The sequence below is a fragment of the Microlunatus sp. M237 genome, assembly GCF_056896895.1.
Genome location: NZ_JBXHBL010000004.1, coordinates 65,754 through 82,876, shown reverse-complemented (window position 1 = coordinate 82,876; position 17,123 = coordinate 65,754). Strand labels below are relative to the sequence as shown.

Annotated in this window: 15 protein-coding genes; 11 read left to right on the top strand and 4 right to left on the bottom strand. The window is 69.5% G+C overall.

All coding sequences use genetic code 11. The features are described 5' to 3' along the window. Positions 1 to 4: 4 nt before the first annotated feature. From pta to AC1XX3_RS16145, 3 genes are read left to right on the top strand one after another with little or no spacing between them, the layout of a single operon-like run. Positions 5 to 2,101, top strand: coding sequence for a phosphate acetyltransferase (gene pta / locus AC1XX3_RS16155; protein ID WP_483322197.1), 2,097 nt, complete (start codon positions 5 to 7; stop codon positions 2,099 to 2,101). Further along, a complete protein-coding gene (locus AC1XX3_RS16150) occupies positions 2,098 to 3,291 on the top strand; it encodes an acetate/propionate family kinase (RefSeq protein ID WP_483322196.1) in 1,194 nt (397 codons plus the stop codon). The genes pta and AC1XX3_RS16150 overlap by 4 nt, the downstream gene beginning before the upstream one ends. 44 nt (positions 3,292 to 3,335) lie before the next feature. Beyond that, complete coding sequence (locus AC1XX3_RS16145) at positions 3,336 to 3,986, top strand: alpha/beta hydrolase (RefSeq protein WP_483322195.1); 651 nt, start codon at positions 3,336 to 3,338, stop codon at positions 3,984 to 3,986. 25 nt (positions 3,987 to 4,011) lie between these two features. On the opposite strand, the gene AC1XX3_RS16140 is transcribed toward AC1XX3_RS16145, so the two are convergent. Next, the gene (locus AC1XX3_RS16140; RefSeq protein ID WP_483322194.1) at positions 4,012 to 5,850 is read right to left on the bottom strand and encodes a DUF2207 domain-containing protein; all 1,839 of its coding nucleotides are present in this window, start codon (positions 5,848 to 5,850) and stop codon (positions 4,012 to 4,014) included. 102 nt (positions 5,851 to 5,952) lie between these two features. Here AC1XX3_RS16140 and AC1XX3_RS16135 point away from each other — a divergent pair, with 102 nt between their 5' ends. Next, a complete protein-coding gene (locus AC1XX3_RS16135; RefSeq protein ID WP_483322193.1) occupies positions 5,953 to 6,723 on the top strand; it encodes an SDR family NAD(P)-dependent oxidoreductase in 771 nt (256 codons plus the stop codon). Here AC1XX3_RS16135 and AC1XX3_RS16130 read toward each other — a convergent pair. After that, a complete protein-coding gene (locus AC1XX3_RS16130; RefSeq protein WP_483322192.1) occupies positions 6,686 to 8,065 on the bottom strand; it encodes an NAD(P)-binding domain-containing protein in 1,380 nt (459 codons plus the stop codon). The two genes, AC1XX3_RS16135 and AC1XX3_RS16130, sit on opposite strands and share 38 nt — an antisense overlap. 112 nt (positions 8,066 to 8,177) lie before the next feature. Here AC1XX3_RS16130 and AC1XX3_RS16125 point away from each other — a divergent pair, with 112 nt between their 5' ends. Beyond that, positions 8,178 to 8,531, top strand: coding sequence for an ArsR/SmtB family transcription factor (locus AC1XX3_RS16125; RefSeq protein ID WP_483322191.1), 354 nt, complete (start codon positions 8,178 to 8,180; stop codon positions 8,529 to 8,531). A gap of 22 nt (positions 8,532 to 8,553) precedes the next feature. On the opposite strand, the gene AC1XX3_RS16120 is transcribed toward AC1XX3_RS16125, so the two are convergent. Next, a complete protein-coding gene (locus AC1XX3_RS16120) occupies positions 8,554 to 10,029 on the bottom strand; it encodes a sulfatase-like hydrolase/transferase (RefSeq protein ID WP_483322190.1) in 1,476 nt (491 codons plus the stop codon). 283 nt (positions 10,030 to 10,312) lie between these two features. On the opposite strand from AC1XX3_RS16120, the gene AC1XX3_RS16115 reads away from it, so the two are divergent. The 5 genes from AC1XX3_RS16115 to AC1XX3_RS16095 all read left to right on the top strand — a co-directional run bounded on the left by AC1XX3_RS16115 (position 10,313) and on the right by AC1XX3_RS16095 (position 15,486). Next, positions 10,313 to 11,011, top strand: coding sequence for a lysophospholipid acyltransferase family protein (locus AC1XX3_RS16115; protein ID WP_483322189.1), 699 nt, complete (start codon positions 10,313 to 10,315; stop codon positions 11,009 to 11,011). A 294-nt stretch (positions 11,012 to 11,305) separates the two neighbouring features. Beyond that, positions 11,306 to 12,973, top strand: coding sequence for an FAD-binding oxidoreductase (locus AC1XX3_RS16110; protein WP_483322188.1), 1,668 nt, complete (start codon positions 11,306 to 11,308; stop codon positions 12,971 to 12,973). A 152-nt stretch (positions 12,974 to 13,125) separates the two neighbouring features. Beyond that, positions 13,126 to 13,647, top strand: coding sequence for a DUF3592 domain-containing protein (locus tag AC1XX3_RS16105; protein ID WP_483322187.1), 522 nt, complete (start codon positions 13,126 to 13,128; stop codon positions 13,645 to 13,647). Positions 13,648 to 13,694: 47 nt separating this feature from the next. Further along, positions 13,695 to 14,654: an ABC transporter permease gene (locus AC1XX3_RS16100; RefSeq protein ID WP_483322186.1), complete on the top strand. Its 960-nt coding sequence runs from the start codon at positions 13,695 to 13,697 to the stop codon at positions 14,652 to 14,654. Next, the gene (locus tag AC1XX3_RS16095; RefSeq protein ID WP_483322185.1) at positions 14,629 to 15,486 is read left to right on the top strand and encodes an ABC transporter ATP-binding protein; all 858 of its coding nucleotides are present in this window, start codon (positions 14,629 to 14,631) and stop codon (positions 15,484 to 15,486) included. Before AC1XX3_RS16100 ends, AC1XX3_RS16095 begins: the two co-directional genes overlap by 26 nt. Before the next feature lie 46 nt (positions 15,487 to 15,532). On the opposite strand, the gene AC1XX3_RS16090 is transcribed toward AC1XX3_RS16095, so the two are convergent. Beyond that, a complete protein-coding gene (locus AC1XX3_RS16090) occupies positions 15,533 to 15,922 on the bottom strand; it encodes a hypothetical protein (protein WP_483322184.1) in 390 nt (129 codons plus the stop codon). Between the two features lie 125 nt (positions 15,923 to 16,047). On the opposite strand from AC1XX3_RS16090, the gene AC1XX3_RS16085 reads away from it, so the two are divergent. Further along, positions 16,048 to 17,085: an LCP family protein gene (locus AC1XX3_RS16085; RefSeq protein WP_483322183.1), complete on the top strand. Its 1,038-nt coding sequence runs from the start codon at positions 16,048 to 16,050 to the stop codon at positions 17,083 to 17,085. Positions 17,086 to 17,123 lie beyond the last annotated feature (38 nt).

Here is a 17,123-nt window from a genome sequence, read left to right as displayed (position 1 = left end):
CAAGGTGACTCGAAGCGTGTACGTCGCCTCCGTCGAGGGCCAGACCGGCAAGTCTGCGGTGGCGCTCGGCCTGCTCGACGCACTGACCCGGGAGGTGGGCTCGGTCGGCGTCTTCCGGCCGCTGGTGAGCACGACCGGAGGCACCGACCTCATCGTGGATCTGCTGGTGAGCCAGCCAGGCATCGCCCAGTCCTACGAAGACGCCCTCGGCGTGACGTACGCGGCGGCCCGCGAGGACGCGGACGAGGCGATGCACGAGATCGTCCAGCGCTTCGGCCGGCTGACGGAGCGGTTCGAGGTGGTGCTCGTCCTCGGCTCCGACTACACCGATGTCACCACCGGCACCGAGCTCACCTTCAACGCCAAGATCGCGGCCAACCTGGGGTCACCGGTGGTGCTGGTCGTGCACGGCCGGGACCGTACCCCCGAGGAGGTGGCGGTGGCGGCCGAGGGCGGCCTGACCGAGTTCAGCGCACAGCACGCCCGCACCGTCGCGGTGGTCGCCAACCGGGTGGATGCCGACCAGCTGCAGCCCACCGCCGCGGCACTCGAGGCCGCCACGGCCGAGTTCGCTCTGGTCGTCGCCGCCCTGCCGGAGAGCCCGGTGCTGTCCGCGCCCACCGTCCGAGCACTGGCCGCAGCCGTCGACGCCGTGCAGGTGCAGGGAACCGACGGCTGGCTGGACCGGGAGTCCCTGGGACTGGTGGTGGCCGCCATGAGCCTGCCCAATGTGTTGGACCGACTCACCCCGGACGCCACCGTGATCGCCCCGAGCGACCGTCCCGACCTGATCCCCGGGCTGGTGCTGGCCCATCAGTCGGGCACCTTCCCTTCGTTGGCCGGCATCGTGCTGACCGGTGGCTATCCACTGCCCGACTCCATCCGCCGGTTGTCCGAGGGCCTGGAGCAGGACCTGCCCGTCGTCATCACCACCCTCGGTACGTTCAACACGGCCGAACGGCTGTCGCGGGTCCGGGGGCCGATGACCAAGCACTCCCCCGCCAAGGTGGAGACCGCTCGCCGGCTGTTCGCCGAGCAGGTCGACCAGGCGGCGCTGCTGCGGGCCATCGACGTGTCCACCTCCGAGGTGCGGACGCCGCTGATGTTCGAATATCAGCTGATGGAGCGGGCGCGCGGAGACCGCCGCCACATCGTGCTGCCGGAGAGCCAGGACGACCGGATCCTGCGGGCGGCCGCGAGTCTGCTCCGCCGCGGCGTGGCCGACCTGACCCTGCTCGGGGAGGAGACCAAGGTCCGGGCCCGCGGCTCAGCGCTGGGGCTGGACCTGGACGCCGCCGCCGTCGTGTCCCCGCAGGACCCGGAGCTGGTGGAACGCTTCGCCGTCGAGTACGCGCGGGCGCGGGCCCACAAGGGCATGACCCTGGAGAAGGCACGCACCGTGGTCACCGACATCTCCTACTTCGGGACCATGATGGTGCACCTCGGACTGGCCGACGGGATGGTCTCCGGCGCGGTCAACACCACAGCCCACACCATCCGACCGGCGCTGGAGTTCATCAAGACCCGGCCCGGCGTGAACACCGTGTCCAGCGTGTTCTTGATGTGCCTGGCCGACCGGGTGCTGGTCTATGGCGACTGCGCCGTCATCCCGGAGCCGACGGTGGAGCAGCTGGCCGACATCGCCATCTCGTCGGCCGACACCGCCCGCCAGTTCCAGATCGAGCCGCGGGTGGCGATGCTGTCCTACTCCACCGGGTCGTCGGGGTCCGGTGACGATGTGGAGCAGGTCAGGGCCGCTACCGCCCTGGTCGCCGAACGGGCGCCGGACCTGATGCTGGAGGGACCCATCCAGTACGACGCCGCCGTCGACCCCGGCGTGGCGCACACCAAGCTTCCGGGCTCCGCGGTCGCCGGCCGCGCCACGGTCTTCGTCTTCCCGGACCTGAACACCGGCAACAACACCTATAAGGCGGTCCAGCGGAGCGCGCACGCCGTGGCCATCGGCCCGGTGCTGCAGGGCCTGCGCAAGCCGGTCAACGATCTGTCGCGCGGGGCGACCGTGGACGACATCGTCAACACCGTGGCCATTACCGCGGTGCAGGCCCAGGCGACGGCGCCGACCGGGCGGGGGGCGCGATGAGCACCGCCGGCCCGGTGCTGGTGCTCAACTCGGGCTCCTCGTCGCTGAAATACCAGCTGGTGGTGCCCGACAGCGCGGAGCAGCTGGCCTCCGGGACGGTCGAACGGATCGGCGAGCAATCCTCGCGGGCCGTCCACCGGGTCGGCGACGAGCGGTTCGAGAGCAAGGACCGGGTGGCTGACCATGGTGCTGCGCTGGACGTGCTGCGCCGCCAGTTCGTCGACCACGGACCGGATCTGCAGGCCGCCGGGATCGTGGCGGTCGGACACCGGGTGGTGCACGGCGGTGCCCGGTTCCGCGAGCCGGTGGTGGTCGACGACGGCGTGATCGCGGCGATCGACCGGCTCAGCGCCCTGGCGCCGTTGCACAACCCGGCGGCGCTGGCCGGCATCCGTGCGGCGCAGCAGCGGTTCGCCGACGTCGCCCATGTCGCGGTGTTCGACACCGCGTTCTTCGCCACGCTGCCCGAGGCGGCGTACCGCTATGCGATCCCGAAGGACCTGGCCGACCAGCACCTCATCCGCCGCTACGGGTTCCACGGCACCTCGCACGCCTGGGTCAGCGCGGCGGCCGCGGCCGAGCTCGGACGGCCTCTGACGGAGCTGAACCAGATCGTGCTGCACCTCGGCAACGGCTGCTCGGCCTCGGCCATCCGCGGTGGCGCAGCGGTGGACACGTCCATGGGGCTGACCCCGCTCGAGGGACTGGTGATGGGTACCCGGTCCGGTGACGTCGACCCGGGGCTGCACGCCTACCTCCGCGCTCAGGCGGGTCTCGACGTGGCCGAAGTGGACACGCTGCTGAACAAGGGATCGGGCCTCAAAGGGCTGTCCGGAGTGAACGACTTCCGCGAGCTGCTCCACCACCGCGAAGCCGGGGACGCGGACGCGGCGCTGGCCTTCGATGTCTACGTCCACCGGATCAAGCACTATCTCGGGGCTTACCTCGCAGTCCTCGGCCGGGTCGATGTGCTGGTGTTCACCGCCGGCGTCGGGGAGAACAACTCCACGGTGCGGGCCGCGGTGGTCCAAGGGCTGCAGGGACTCGGATTCGAGCTGGACGCGGTGGCCAACGGCGAGCCGGCGTCCGGACCTCGAGTGATCTCGAGTGACACCTCCGCCGTCACCATCATGGTGGTGCCCACCAATGAGGAGCTGGCCATCGCCCGGCAGGCTGTCGCCCTGCTCTGAGGGCACCGGCCGGGCGTGGTGGATACCACGTACAGTCGATCGACATGACCAGTCGCAGTGAGGCCGTACGCATCGACGACTCGTCGGTGCTGTGGTCCGCGCCGCCGTCCCAACGCGCCGGTCGCCCGTTGCTGCTGATGCTGCACGGGCACCGTTCCGATGCGAGTGTGGGCTTCGAGCTGCGGCACCTGTTGCCGCGGGACCTGGTGATCGCCTCGGTCCGCGGACCGATGCCGGTCGGTGGGGGCTTCGGCTGGTTCCCGCTGAACGCCAACGTCACCCTGTCCCAGGTGAACGCCGCGGCGCAGGCGGTGCTGGACTGGCTCGACAGCCTGCTGGCCGACCTCGATCAGGTCCCGCCGTCGGTCGGCGTGCTGGGATTCTCCCAGGGCGCGGCGACGGCGCTGCAGATGATGCGGCTGTCGCCGGACCGGCTGGACTACGGGGTGAACCTGTCGGGCTTCGTGATCCCCGGGAGCGCGCCTGGGGACGACCAGCTCGGCCAGATCCGACCGCCGGTCTTCTGGGGACGCGGCGAGTCGGACCCACTGGTCCCCTCGGTCCTGGTCGACCTCACCCGGACCTGGCTTCAGGCGTGTACCGCTGTGACCGAGCGGACCTATCCCGGTCTGGGGCACAACGTCGCCCCCGCCGAGCTGTCCGACCTGTCAGCCTTCCTCTCCACCCAGCTCTGACCACGGCCCGCGGCGGCCGCCGGGCTCACCACCCGCCACCACCACCACCGCCGACTCCGCCCCCGGCCGAGCCGGCGAACCCCGAGCCACCGCCCGAGCCCGAGGTGGCTGCGGTCATGGTGCCGGTCGCGGACTCGGTGAACGCGCCCATCGAGTCGGCGAACGAGGCGCCGCCGGCGAAGAACGCCGTCTGGTGGGCGCCGACGTACCAGACCGGGTCGGGCACGTCGTACCCCGCCCGAGCCAGGTCGGCGAAGACCTGGGCCCACCGTTCGGCGACACCGAACGCGATGGCGTACGGCAGGTAGCGGGAGAAGATGTCCGCTCCCTCCTCGAACCGCAGCTGGTCACCCTCCGCGGTCTCGAGATAGGTCTTGAAGCCCAGCGCCTGAGCCAGCACCGCAGAGCCGTCGGCGGTCCGGGCCGGAATCCGGTGCGCCAGAGCCAGGACCACCCCGCCGACCAGCACGACAGCGACGCCGAGCAGTCCCCAGCCCACCGTCAACGCCAGCACCACCGTGAGCACCACGCCCAGCGCGACCACCCCGGCTCCCAGTCCATACCAGCGGCCACGGACGACGGCCGGGTTGGCGCGGAACCATCCGCGCTCGGTCACCGCTTCATAGAGCTTGGTCTGGGTCTGGCTCATCGTCTTGGTCAGCGACTCGCCCGCCTCGTCCAGCTGGAGCTCATCACCGTCGGCGAACAACTGATCGACGATCAGCTGCTCGTAGGCCAGCAGCGTGGGTTCGCCGGGGGCGGCGGTCCGCTCCAACCTGACCAGCCGCCAGGTGCGGTCGTCGTCGTCCTCACCGGGCACCTCCTCGATCCGGAGATAGCCGCGGACCGCGAGGTCGACGATGGTGGCCACGACGTCATGGGGATGGGCGACCTCGTCCAACAGGGTGCCCAGCTCACCCGGGCGCACGCCGGCCGGCGGGGTGAACTGCACAGCCACCGGCGCCCGGTGATCCCGGGTCCCGGTTGCCGCGGCCGCGCCGTCAGCGGTCGGGGCCAGTCCCGGGGTCAGACCGAGGTACTGCTGGTCGCGGCCACGTCGGCGGGCCAGCTCAACGACGCCGCCCACCCCGACCAGTGCGATCAGGCCGGCCAGCGACCCGGTCACCGGCGACAGCCGGAAGGTGTTCTGGAGCGTGCGGCGGGGCACCAACACCGGCTCCGCATCGACGAAGGTGCCGGCCGGCCAGCCGGCCACGATCGTGAGCCCAGTCTCCGGCTCGATGTCGGGCTGGGTGTACGTCGCCGTATCGCCACTGACCTCGGCCGAGGCGCACGGTGTCGTCGAGCCGACCTTGCCGACGAAGCAAGTCGCCTGCTGGACGGCCGCCGGCCCGGTCACCCGGACCGAGACGTCACGCAGCGGCACCTCCCACTGCTGACCGATGACGTTCCAGAAGATCTCGTCCTGCCCGGAGGCGGCGACGTCGGGATTGACCACTCCGCGGATCCGGTAGGAGATGGTGTACGTCTGCTTTCCCTTCACCTCGATGTCCTCGTCTCCGACCCGGATGACGAGCGCACCGCCGTCCTTCTCGGTCTCGACGGCGTCCGGTGCCCCGGTCGAGCTGCTGGCCTTCACATCGGTGATGGAGAAGCTGCGGTAGTGGTCCGGGTCGCCCTCGATCTCCTGCCGCAGCGGCAAGAAGACGTACGGACCATGGCCCTCGGTGTCGCCGAAGTCGAAGTCGAAGTCGGCGCTGACGTCGATCGCACCGTCGGTCGCGGCCGTGGCCGTGAGCGCGTAGCGGGTGATCGCCCAGTCGTCCTCGTCGGCCGAGGCGGTGACCGGAAGGGCCAGCAGGACGCCGACACCCAAGATGACGGCAGCGAGGAGTCGTCTCATGGGTCGCACCCTATGCCGGACCCGGGCCAGCGCGCCTGCCCGCACCCCGGTGCTGTCAGGTGGTGCGACTCCGGTCCACGACGCCCCACTAAGGTGGCCGCCATGTCTCTTGCCCTGGTCACCGGCGGTACGTCCGGCATCGGCGCCGCCTTCGCCCGTGCTCTTGCCGCCCGCGGTGACGACCTGATCCTCGTCGCCCGCGACGCCGACCGCCTGGAGTCGATGGCGACCGAGCTGACCCGTCAGCACGGCGTCTTGGTCGAGACGATCAGCGCCGACCTGGCGGTCCGCGATGACGTGCTACGGGTGGCGCAGCGGTTGACCTCGGCCGAGCGAGGGGTCGACCTGCTGGTCAACAACGCCGGCTTCGGGGTGCACACCGCTTTGACCGCCGCCGACACCACACCGCACGAGCACGCCTTCGACGTGATGTGCCGGGCGGTGCTGATCCTCAGCGCGGCAGCCGCCCCCGGGATGACCGAACGCGGCTCCGGGGCGATCATCAACCTGTCGAGCACGGCGGGATACATCGCCATGGGCAGCTATTCCGCGATCAAGGCGTGGGTGCGCTCGTTCAGCGAAGGGCTCGCTGTCGAATTGGCGGGCACCGGCGTGACCGTCACGGTGCTGTGCCCCGGCTGGGTGCGTACTGAGTTCCACGAGCGGGCCGGGATCGGCGTCGCCAAGATCCCCGGCCCGTTGTGGCTCGACGCCGACGACCTGGTCGCCCAGTGCCTGGCCGACGTGGCTCGCGGCAAGGTGATCTCCGTCCCGTCCAAGCGCTATTCGGTGATCACCTTCCTGGCCGCCCACGCCCCACGCCCGCTGATCCGGGCTATCTCGGGGAAGATCTCCTCAGCTCGTCGACACTGAGCAGCCGCAACGGCGTGACCGGGACCTGATCGGACCCGGCGTCCGCCGCGCCGCAGCAGCCTCCGCCCTCCTCAGCCGCCTCGGTCGGCGCTGCGTCGAAGCTCCCGCTGCCGCCACAGACGCCGGTCTCGGGGAGAGTCAGCTCGACCCGGGCGGCGGCCTCGTGGTCGCCGGCGATCTCCGCCGCCACGGACCGGACCTGCTCATAGCCGGTCAGCGACAGATAGGACGGGGCCCGGCCATAGCTCTTCATCCCGACCAGGAAGAAGCCCGGCTCTGGGTGGGCGAGCTCGCGCGCCCCGTGCGGGTAGACAGTGCCACAGGAGTGCACGTTGGGATCGATCAGCGGGGCCAGCACTCGGGGCGCCTGCAGCACGGGGTCGAGGTCGAGGCGCAGCTCGGACAACATCGACAGATCGGGCCGGAAGCCGGTCAAGGCCACCACCGCATCGACTTGGTCGACCGGCTCCGCGTCGACCGCCTCCAGCCGCACGGTGCCGCCGGGCTGCGGACGTATCGCAGTCGTGCGGAAACCGGTCCGGACCGTAACGTGATCTGCGGTGACGGCCGCCCGCGCGCGGCTTCCGAGGGCCCCGCGGGCCACCAGCTGGTCATCCTGCCCACCGCCGAAGGCACTACCCACCTGGGCCCGGCGCAGTAGCCAGGTGATGCGGGTGCCCGGCACCTCGGCGGCCAGTTCGGCCAGCCCGACCAGGGCGGCCAGGGCGGAGTGCCCGGCCCCGGCCACCACGGTGTGCCGGCCGGCGTGGCGGGCACGCGCCTCGGGGTCGGTGAGGTCGGGTACCCGATAGCAAAGCTGCCCGGCGAGCTCGGTCTCACCGGCGGCGGGGAGTCCGTCGGCACCCAGCGGGTTGGGGCTGCCCCAGGTCCCCGATGCGTCCAGCACGGCCCGGGCCTCGACTCGATCCGGACCCGCCGGAGTGAGGACGTGCACCACGAACGGCTCACTCGTCCGGCCCGAGTCAACGGTCCGGTCGCGACCGCGCCGCGCCACCCCGACGACCCGGGCGTGATAGCGCACGGTATTCCCCAGCGCGTCCGCCAGCGGCTGCAGATACTCCCGAACCCAGTCGCCGCCGGTCGGGTACGTCGTCGGGTCCGGCGCCCTCCACCCGGTCGCCGACAACAGCGCCACAGCCTGGCCGTCGACCAGCTCGCCCCAGGTCGAGAAGAGCCGGAGATGGGACCACTCGCTGACCGCGGTCCCGGCCGTCGGCCCGGCCTCTAAGATCAGCGTCGGCAACCCGCGCGCTCTCAACTGTGCGGCAGCGGCGAGCCCCGCCGGCCCCGCTCCGATTATCACGACCGGAAGGTCGTCCATCGCCTGTCCTCATCTCTGGGGCGGCGCACCGCCGCGGCCCCGATCTACTATTTCCACCGGGATCTAAGTAGCCGAGTTTGATCTCCGATTCGATGTCTGTCAAATTAGCCAGATGTCGAAATCGACGCTCTCCCCTGGTGCCTGTTCCGTGCCGCTGACTGCCAAGGCACTGACCGAAGAGGACGCCATCGACCTCGCCCGGGTGTTCAAGGCGCTCAGCGACCCGGTACGGCTGCAGCTACTCTCCCGCATCGCCAGCCATCCGGACGGCGAGGCATGCGTGTGCGACCTGACCGGAAGTTTGACTGTCTCGGCGCCGACCATCTCCCACCATCTGAAGGCACTGCGGGAGTCCGGCCTGGTCACCTCGGAGCGACGCGGCACTTGGGTCTACTACCGCGCCGACCCGGTCGTGCTCGCCCGGGTGGCCGGGTCGATCCGCCCACTCGAGGCCCCCAGGACCTGACGGCAAATCCGCCGGAGCGTCGTCAGCGGAGCGCCGCTCTCGCCAGCTCGTCCAGCGTCTTGTGATGCAGTGGCGGAGTCACGGCGCCGGCAAGGAGCGGGTCTCCGGTCTCGCGCATCCACTCCTGCAGTCGAAGGAGCAGCGCAGACTTCACGTCCTCGTACGCGGGATCCGTGGCCACGTCGTCGAGCTCCAGCGGGTCAGTCGCCAGGTCGTAGAGCTCGATCGGGGGATGGAAGCCGCCGTGCGCGTGGGCGGCGTCGGCGACGGGTGTGGTGCGGTGCTGCCAGGACTGGGTGGGATCCATGAACCCGGGTGCGGAGGAGAAGTTGGCGATGAGCTTGTGGCTCCGGGTCCGGATGCTCCGGCGAGGGTCGTAGTAGTCGTGGTGGGTCAGCTCTGCGAAGACGACCTCGTCGTCGCGCGATCGGTCCGGGGACGCAGTGACACCGTGGGCGGCATCGTCCAGCAGCGGACCGAGGGACCGACAATGCAGACTCGGAATGGCCGTCGGCTCCAGCCCGACCGCATCCAGCCCGACCGCATCCAGCCCGACCGCATCCAGCCCAATCGCATCCAACACCGTCGGCAGGATGTCCAGGTTGGTGTGCAGCCCGCCGACTCGACGACCGCCGACCCAGCCGCGCCCCGGCCAGCGGATCAGGCAAGCGATCTCCAGACCCGGGTCGTAGAGCGTGCACTTCGCACGCGGTAGGGCCAGGCCGTGATCGGTGGTGAACACCACCAGGGTCTGGTCGAGCAAGCCGTGCTGCCTCAGCGCGTCCAGCACCCGACCGGCGGCAGCATCCATGCAGCGAATGGCCCCCTGCAGCTCGGCGATCTCCGTGCGGGCCTGGGCGTCGTCATGCAGATAGCCGGGGACCTGTACGCCACGCTCGGCGTCGGGCTGGATGTGGTCACCGACGAAGCCCATCACCCCCGCCGGGTCAGAACGACCGGGAAGGCGGTGCGGTTCGACGAATCCCACCTGCAGATAGGTGGGTCGGTCGCTGCGGGCCATGGTGTCGATCGCCGTCGCGGCGCGGTCGGCGACGTCGTCGGCGAATCCTCCGGTGTCGACCTGGTCGAAGCCGAGGCGCTCGGCGACAAGGTCGTCGGGCCGCGTTCGAGACTCATGGTGCATCCCGATCAGCTCGGTCCGATAGCCAGCGGCGTGCAGCCGGGCGGCGAGATGGACCTCATCGGCGCCGAGGTCCCAGCCGAAGTCCGCGTGGGTGAGGCCCAGGACGCCGTTGGCGTGGGGCCACCGGCCGGTGAACAGCGAGGCCCGCGAAGGGCTGCACTGCGGGGCGGTGGCAAACATCTCGGTCAGCACCATCGCGTCACCCGCGAGGGCGTCGAGGTGCGGGGAGGTGACCGTCTGCGCGCCGAGCGCGTGCAGGTGTCGGCCGAGATCGTGGCAGTGCAGGAGCAGGATGTGCGGCCGCGCCGCCCTATCCTCAGTCGTCGGTTCCGTGCGCGGGTCAGCTGAGGTCACGTGATCTCCGTACGTCATCGGATGGGCACGAGCGAGACGTCGTGGCCGGCGGTGGCGCTGGCACATCGCTTCACGCCACCCTTCCCACCGCTATCGCGGTCGGTCACCGGCCACCGGCCGTCGGTGCCGCGATGACGTCGGCAAGATAGCAGCAGTGTTCGCCGGTGGCGCCGTTTCAGCTGCCCCCGCGTGCGCCGCCGATGGTACGGAATCCAGGTCGCGACGCAGTGCCCGCGGCCCGCGCCTCTCGCAGATGACGAGATGGGAGGAATAAGGTGTCCACGTGTCAAACCTGAGCCGCTACACCTCACCGGTCCATGCGACCGCCCGCTTCGTGGCCCAGCGGATGATGCTCAAGCCGCTGGTCTGGTCGTTGGCCTCTGTCACCGTGCTCGGCCGGGAGCGACTGGACTCGCTCCACGGCCCGTTCGTCGTGGTGTCCAATCACAGCAGTCACCTCGACGCCCCGCTCATCATCGGCTCCCTCCCCCGCCGCTTGGCCCGCTACGTCGCCGCCGGCGCGGCAGCGGACTATTTCTTCGACGTCTGGTGGCGCAGGGGACTGACCGCGCTCTTCTTCAACGCCTTCCCGGTCGACCGGTCGGGCCTCCGCGGCAAGCGCGGCATGGCCACCGGCCTGCTCGACCAGGGTGTACCGCTGCTGCTGTTCCCGGAGGGCACCCGCTCCCGCACCGGCGAGATGGGTCAGTTCAAGCCCGGCGCCGCCGCCTTGTGCATCAGCCGCGACGTACCCTGCGTGCCGATCGCCATCGTCGGCGCCAGCGCGGCCATGCCGACGGGGAAGAGCTGGCCCGACCGTGGCCGCCCGCCCGTCTATGTGACGTTCGGCGACCCGATGACGCCCGACGACGGCGAGAAGGCCGTCCAGTTCTCCGAGCGGATCGCCAAAGAGGTCCGCGGACTCTATGACTACACGACCACCTACCGCGACGATCTCGAGCGCGAGCGCTCGGCCGGGTAGAACGGGTAGAAACGAGCGCGAGCGCTCGGCCGGGTAGAAACGAGCGCGAGCGCGGCCGGGTAAGAGCGAGCGGGCACTGGCGCGTAAGCGCAGGTTGGACCGCGCCGCCGGTGGTCGAACTGATCGAGGCGCGGCTCAGCAGCTACGAAGGCTCCGGTCAGCGCCCGGCACGTCACCACGCGAAGATTCCGCCTCCGCACGGGCATAAGGTGTTCCCGTGCCCCACGACCGCAGCACCGCGCCCGATGGCCGGTCGTCGTGTGCCCGGGCAGCGGCCGAACAGAAAGAGGACAGATGACGAGCGTCAAGCACATGAAGTGGTGGGGCTGGGGCGTGGACGGCGTGAGCTTCCACCACGAGGACAAGCCCGGCCTGGCCCCGTTCGTGCGGCGCGCGCTCGACCTTGACATCACCGTGCCGACCGAGGCCCAGCTGGACTTCGACAGCCTGGTGATCCCGAAGCCGATGATCAGCGACGAGCTGCTGGCCGAGCTGACCCGCGCGGTCGGCGAGGAGCACACGCACACCGACGGCATGGAACGCATCATCCACACCTACGGCAAGAGCATCCGCGACCTGATCCGGCTCCGTGCCCGTGACATCCCGCGGATCCCCGACGTCGTCCTCTACCCGGCCGATGAGGCCGAGGTGCAGGCCGTGGTCGACGCCGTGGTGGCCGCGGACGCCGTCCTCATCCCCTTCGGTGGGGGTAGCAACATCGCTGGCTCCCTGCAGGCGCCCGCCGATGAGACCCGGGCGGTGATCTCGCTCGACCTCGGTCGCCTCAACCAGGTGATCGACATCGACGAGGAGTCCAACCTGGCCCGCATCCAGGCCGGTGCGCTCGGCCCCGACATCGAGGAGCAGCTCGGCAAGCGTGGCTGGACGCTGGGCCACTTCCCGGACAGCTTCACCCACAGCACGCTCGGCGGCTGGGTGGCGACCCGGTCGTCGGGGATGCAGTCCGACAAGTACGGCGACATCGCCGACATCACCCGCGGCCTGCGCGTGGTGCAGGCCGGCAAGGTGCTCGTGCTGCGGCCGCTGCCCAGCACCTCCACCGGACCGAGTGTGCGCGAGATGATCCTCGGCAGCGAAGGTCGTCTCGGCGTCATCACCGAGGTCACCGTCCAGGTGCACCGGATCCCCGAGGAGCGGCTTGTCCTGGGCTACTTCTTCCCGAGTTTCGAGTCCGGCCTGGCCGCCATGCACGAGATCTCGGTCAGCGACGCCACCCCGTCCATCACCCGCGTGTCCGACGCCAACGAGACCCAGTTCTCCTTCGCCACCCGGAAGAAGAGCAAGGGCGTCTCCTCGCTGGTCACCAAAGGGCTGATGAAGGTGCTGCAGCGCAAGGGCTGGGACCTCGACCAGATCTGCCTGTCCTTCGTGGGCTATGAGGGCGGCAAGGACCACGTGGCTCGCAACAAGGCCATCGTGAAGTCGATCGTCACCAAGCACGGCGGCATCGTGGTCGGCAAGGGACCGGGTCAGCTCTATGACCAGAAGAAGTTCGACACTCCCTACATCCGTGACTTCCTGCTCGACCGGGGCGCCGCGGCCGACGTGTCGGAGACCGCCGCCCCCTGGTCGGAGCTGCGCAACCTCTACGACAACACCATCACGGCGGCGAACCGAGCGTTCGACAAGCTGGGCGTGACCGGCTGGGTCATGTGCCACCTGTCGCACTCCTACCACTCGGGCGCCTGCCTCTACTTCACCTTCGCCTTCCGGCACGACGGCGTGGACCCGCTCGGCCAGTACGACCAGGTCAAGTCGGCGATCCAGCAGTCCTTCGTCGACAACGCGGGAACGTTGTCACACCACCATGGTGTCGGCGTCGAGCACTCGCCCTGGATGGAGCAAGACATCTCCGCCCCGGGTGTGCACATGATCAGCGGCCTGTTCGCGGCGGTCGACCCGGGCGAGAACTTCAATCCGGGCAAGGTCATCGCGAAGTAGTTTCCGCCCCCCGGTACGGAACCGCCCAGTACCGAACCGCCAGCACGAATCCGGCCGCCACCTCCCCTCGGGGACGTGGCGGCCGCGGTGCTGACGGCCGGGTCCTGCCGTGGCGGACCGGTGGTCGGACCCCGAGCACTAAGGTGGCGGGCGTGACATGGCTCCGCTTCCCACGCGCACTGGGCCTCGTCGTGTTCGCCTACCTGCTCGGGATCGCCGCTCTCTTCGGCTACCTCTCCAGCCAGAGCCTCACCTTCGCGCACGACGCCGCCAGCACCCAAGGCACGGTGACCGCCCTGGTCGCCCGGCCGATGGCCGGCTCCAACCGGCCTCCCGGGCCGCAGCTGCGCAACCCACCGACCGCGCCGACCGTGGAGTACGTCGTCGACGCCACCACCTACAGCTACACCCCGCAGCACGGCCGTCACCGCCAGACCTTGCAGGTCGGCGACCGAGTCACCGTCCTCTACGACGCCGACTCTCCCGCCGTGGCCCGGCTGCGGGGCGAGGGCCGGATCATGCTGCCGCTGGTGACCAGCGGCTTCCTCCTGGCCGCTCTCGGGCTGGCGGCGGTGCTTCTCGTCACCCGTCCCCGCACCGGCGCCCAGCCGGAGCCGGCACGTCCTCGCCAGCCCAGCGGTGACCGGCGCGAGCGCGAGCGCGAGACCATCTGAACCGCGCCGCCCGGGGCCCTTCACGGGCGCCGGGCACGCGGCTTCAGATGAGCAATCGCCAGGTCGGCGTGGCAGACTATCCATCGCTTCTCGGCCAGAACGTGGCCGAGACCTCGATCAGATGGTGGTGGAACATGACGGCGACCAGCCGTGAGAGTGAGACGGACTTCAACCCCGTCTACCACCAGTACGGACCCCACCGCGCCGGTCTGCCGCCGATGGTCGGCTACTTCCGTGAGCTGTGGCATCGGCGTGAGTTCGCCGCCGAGCTGAGCAAGGCCAGCATGCGTGGCTCCAACAGCAACACCTTCTTCGGCCAAGCCTGGTTGGTCCTCAACCCACTGTTGCTGGCCGGCGTCTACTACCTGCTCGTCACGATCATCCGCCAGCGACATGACCCTCAGTTCTTCACCCATCTGACCTGCAGCCTGTTCGCCTTCACCCTGGTCCAGACCTCGATCACCACCGGCGCGACCTCGGTGACCAGCTCCGGCAAGCTGGTGCTGAACACCGCCTTCCCGCGCCTGCTGATCCCGTTGTCGGCCGTCCGGACGGCGTTCTTCCGCTTTCTGCCCACCGTCCCGGTGTATCTGCTGCTGCACATCATCTCGGGTCGGGCGTGGTCGCCGAAGATGCTGCTCTCGATCTACTTCCTGCTCACCATGGTCGTGTTCGGGATGGGCCTGGCGGCGGTGATGGCCACGCTGCAGGTGTACTTCCGCGACACCTCCAGCTTCCTGCCGTACTTCGTCCGGCTGTGGATGTATCTCTCCCCGGTCCTGTGGGCTCCGGAGATGCTGGCCAACATGTCCCGCACCCTGCAGACCCTGGTCGAGCTGAACCCGATGTATTCCATGCTCGGCGGCTACACCGACCTGCTGCAGGAGGACCGGTTCCCGCCGAGCTACATGTGGTGGACCTCCGGCGCCTGGGCACTCGGCTTCGCCCTGATCGGATTCTTGTTCTTCATGTCAAGGGAGCGTGAGTTCGCTGTCCGCCTCGTCTAACGGCATCACCACCAGCCCGGCAGCGACCGGCGCCACTCCCGTGCCGCCCGGAGCCACCGACGCGATCGAGTACGCGGTGAAGGTCGAGAACCTCTCCATCACCTACCGCACCACCTTCGAGCGCAAGCCGACCCTGAAGTCGGCACTGATGCGCTTCGGCCGGGGCGAGCGGGCGGTCAAGGAGGTGCAGGCGATCAAGGACGTCAGCTTCGACGTCCGCACCGGTACGTCCATGGGCATCATCGGGGCCAACGGCGCCGGCAAGTCGACGATCATGCGCGCCATGGCCGGCATCCTCCCTCCCACCAAGGGCTCGATCGAGGTATGGGGCCGCGCCAGCACTCTGCTCGCCCTCGGCGTCGGATTCAACAACGCGCTCTCCGGCCGGGAGAACATCATCCTCGGTGGGCTGGCCTCGGGCCTCTCCCGCAAGGAGGTGGAGGAGCGCGCCGACGAGATCGCGGAGTGGACCGAGCTCGGTGACTTCATCGACATGCCGATGCGGACGTACTCCTCGGGCATGTCCGCCCGGGTGGGGTTCTCGGTGGCCGTGCACATGGAGCCCGACATCTTGATGATCGATGAGGCGCTGTCGACCGGTGATGCGCAGTTCCGGCAGAAGGCGAACGCCAAGATGGCCGAGCTACGCCAGAGCGCGCGGGCCATGTTCTTGGTCAGCCACGGGCTGGGCAGCATCAAGGAGATGTGCAACGAGGCCATCTGGCTCGACCACGGCACCTTGATGATGCGCGGCGAGCCGGAGGAGGTCGTCGACGCCTACATGAAGTTCTTGAAGGTGAAGCGGTCCGCCACCACCACCGAGGACATCTGAGCGAGCTGGCCGGCTGACGAAAGTCCAGCCGCCGTTCGGCCCCGGCTCAGCCGGCCTCGAGGCGCCAGCGCAGGAAGTCGGCCAGGTCGCCGGACTCACCGTCGCGGCCGCCCTTGCCGACGATCAACGGCGGCGGGGACGGGGTCAGCTTCACCCCGCGAAGACGCTCGCGCAGTCCGCCGGGCACGGTGAGGACGTAGTAGGAACCGTCCGTGCCGATCGCGAGGCTCTGGTTGCGCCGCAGATACCAACCGGTCTTGTCGGTGCGAACCGACTGCCCGGAATACAAGGTGGCTCGCAGCGGATGCGGCTTGATGCCCGCCGCCTGGGCATCCACCACGAACTTGTCGATCAGCACCTGAGCCTTCACCGACTCGGCCCGCTCCTGACCTTGGGCGAGCTCCACCCGGCGGGCTGCTTCATCGGCTCGGGACATGGCCCCAGCCTACGACGGCAGAACTGGCAGCCGGGATCGGCAACCATCCGTGCCCGTCGTTCGTGCTTCTAGCGGGCTGACGCCCGTAGACTCTGCCGTGCTCTCGCGCGACCCTAAGGAACCCGATGTCTGAGATGGACCAGTCCGACCAGCCGACCTCCGAGCCGGCGAGGGCCGCGGCCCGCAAGCGTCGGCTGCTGCCCAAGATCGTCATCGCGGTGGCCGTGCTGCTGGTGGTCGCGATGGGGGCGGGCGCCTTCTATGCCTTCTCCATCGATCGCAGCCTGACCAAGAACATCCAGCGCCAGAACAACCTGCCGGCGGAGACACCGACGGGTGAGGGCCAAGCGCCACGGCCGACCAAGGACCCCGAGGCCAGCGAGGCGCTGAACTACGTGCTCCTCGGCTCCGACAGCCGCGACACCGACAACACCGGCAACGGCCGCAGCGACACGATCATCCTGGTGCACCTGAGCGCGGACCGGGACAAGGCGTACCTGATCTCGTTCCCCCGCGACATGTGGGTCGACGTCCCGGGCCACGGCAAGAACAAGATCAACGCCGCCTTCGCCTTCGGCGGGCCGGCGCTGACCGTGAGCACCCTGGAGAAGCTGACCGGCGCCCGGATGGACCATGTGGTCCTGGTCGACTTCGAGGGCTTCATCAACTTGACCACCGAGCTCGGCGGCGTGACCGTGACCAACGACACCACCTTCAGCGCGCACGGGTTCGACTACCCGCAGGGCGAGATCACCATCCAGGGCGAGCAGGCGCTGTGGTTCGTCCGCGAGCGCAAGTCGCTGCCCAACGGTGACCTGGACCGGGCCAAGAACCAGCGCAAGGTGGTCCAGGCCATCGTCCGCAAGGGCCTGAGCCGCGAGATCATCTCCGACCCGGCCAAGTTCACCGGCTTCGTCTCCGGGCTGGCCAAGTATCTGACGGTGGACGAGTCGCTCAGCGACTCCGAGATCCGATCCACGGCCTTGTCGCTGCGGCTCACCGGCTCCGACGTCGAGCAGCTGCAGGCCCCGATCTCCGGCTTCGGCACCTCGCCCGATGGCCAGAGCATCGACGTGGTCGACGAGACGAAGATGAAGGCGCTCGGTGAGGCGCTGCGCAAGGACAAGGTCGACGAGTACCTGAGGCAGTACCCCGAGGGCTGATTCACGCCCAGCTGAAGCACACCCCCCAGACACCGTTC

Coding starts and splice junctions, on each gene's coding strand:
- AC1XX3_RS16150 (WP_483322196.1), top strand. CDS start 2,098: ATGAGCACCGCCGGCCCGGTGCTGGTGCTCAACTCGGGCTCCTCGTCG.
- AC1XX3_RS16145 (WP_483322195.1), top strand. CDS start 3,336: ATGACCAGTCGCAGTGAGGCCGTACGCATCGACGACTCGTCGGTGCTG.
- AC1XX3_RS16140 (WP_483322194.1), bottom strand. CDS start 5,850: ATGAGACGACTCCTCGCTGCCGTCATCTTGGGTGTCGGCGTCCTGCTG.
- AC1XX3_RS16135 (WP_483322193.1), top strand. CDS start 5,953: ATGTCTCTTGCCCTGGTCACCGGCGGTACGTCCGGCATCGGCGCCGCC.
- AC1XX3_RS16130 (WP_483322192.1), bottom strand. CDS start 8,065: ATGGACGACCTTCCGGTCGTGATAATCGGAGCGGGGCCGGCGGGGCTC.
- AC1XX3_RS16125 (WP_483322191.1), top strand. CDS start 8,178: ATGTCGAAATCGACGCTCTCCCCTGGTGCCTGTTCCGTGCCGCTGACT.
- AC1XX3_RS16110 (WP_483322188.1), top strand. CDS start 11,306: ATGACGAGCGTCAAGCACATGAAGTGGTGGGGCTGGGGCGTGGACGGC.
- AC1XX3_RS16100 (WP_483322186.1), top strand. CDS start 13,695: ATGAGCAATCGCCAGGTCGGCGTGGCAGACTATCCATCGCTTCTCGGC.
- AC1XX3_RS16090 (WP_483322184.1), bottom strand. CDS start 15,922: ATGTCCCGAGCCGATGAAGCAGCCCGCCGGGTGGAGCTCGCCCAAGGT.
- AC1XX3_RS16085 (WP_483322183.1), top strand. CDS start 16,048: ATGTCTGAGATGGACCAGTCCGACCAGCCGACCTCCGAGCCGGCGAGG.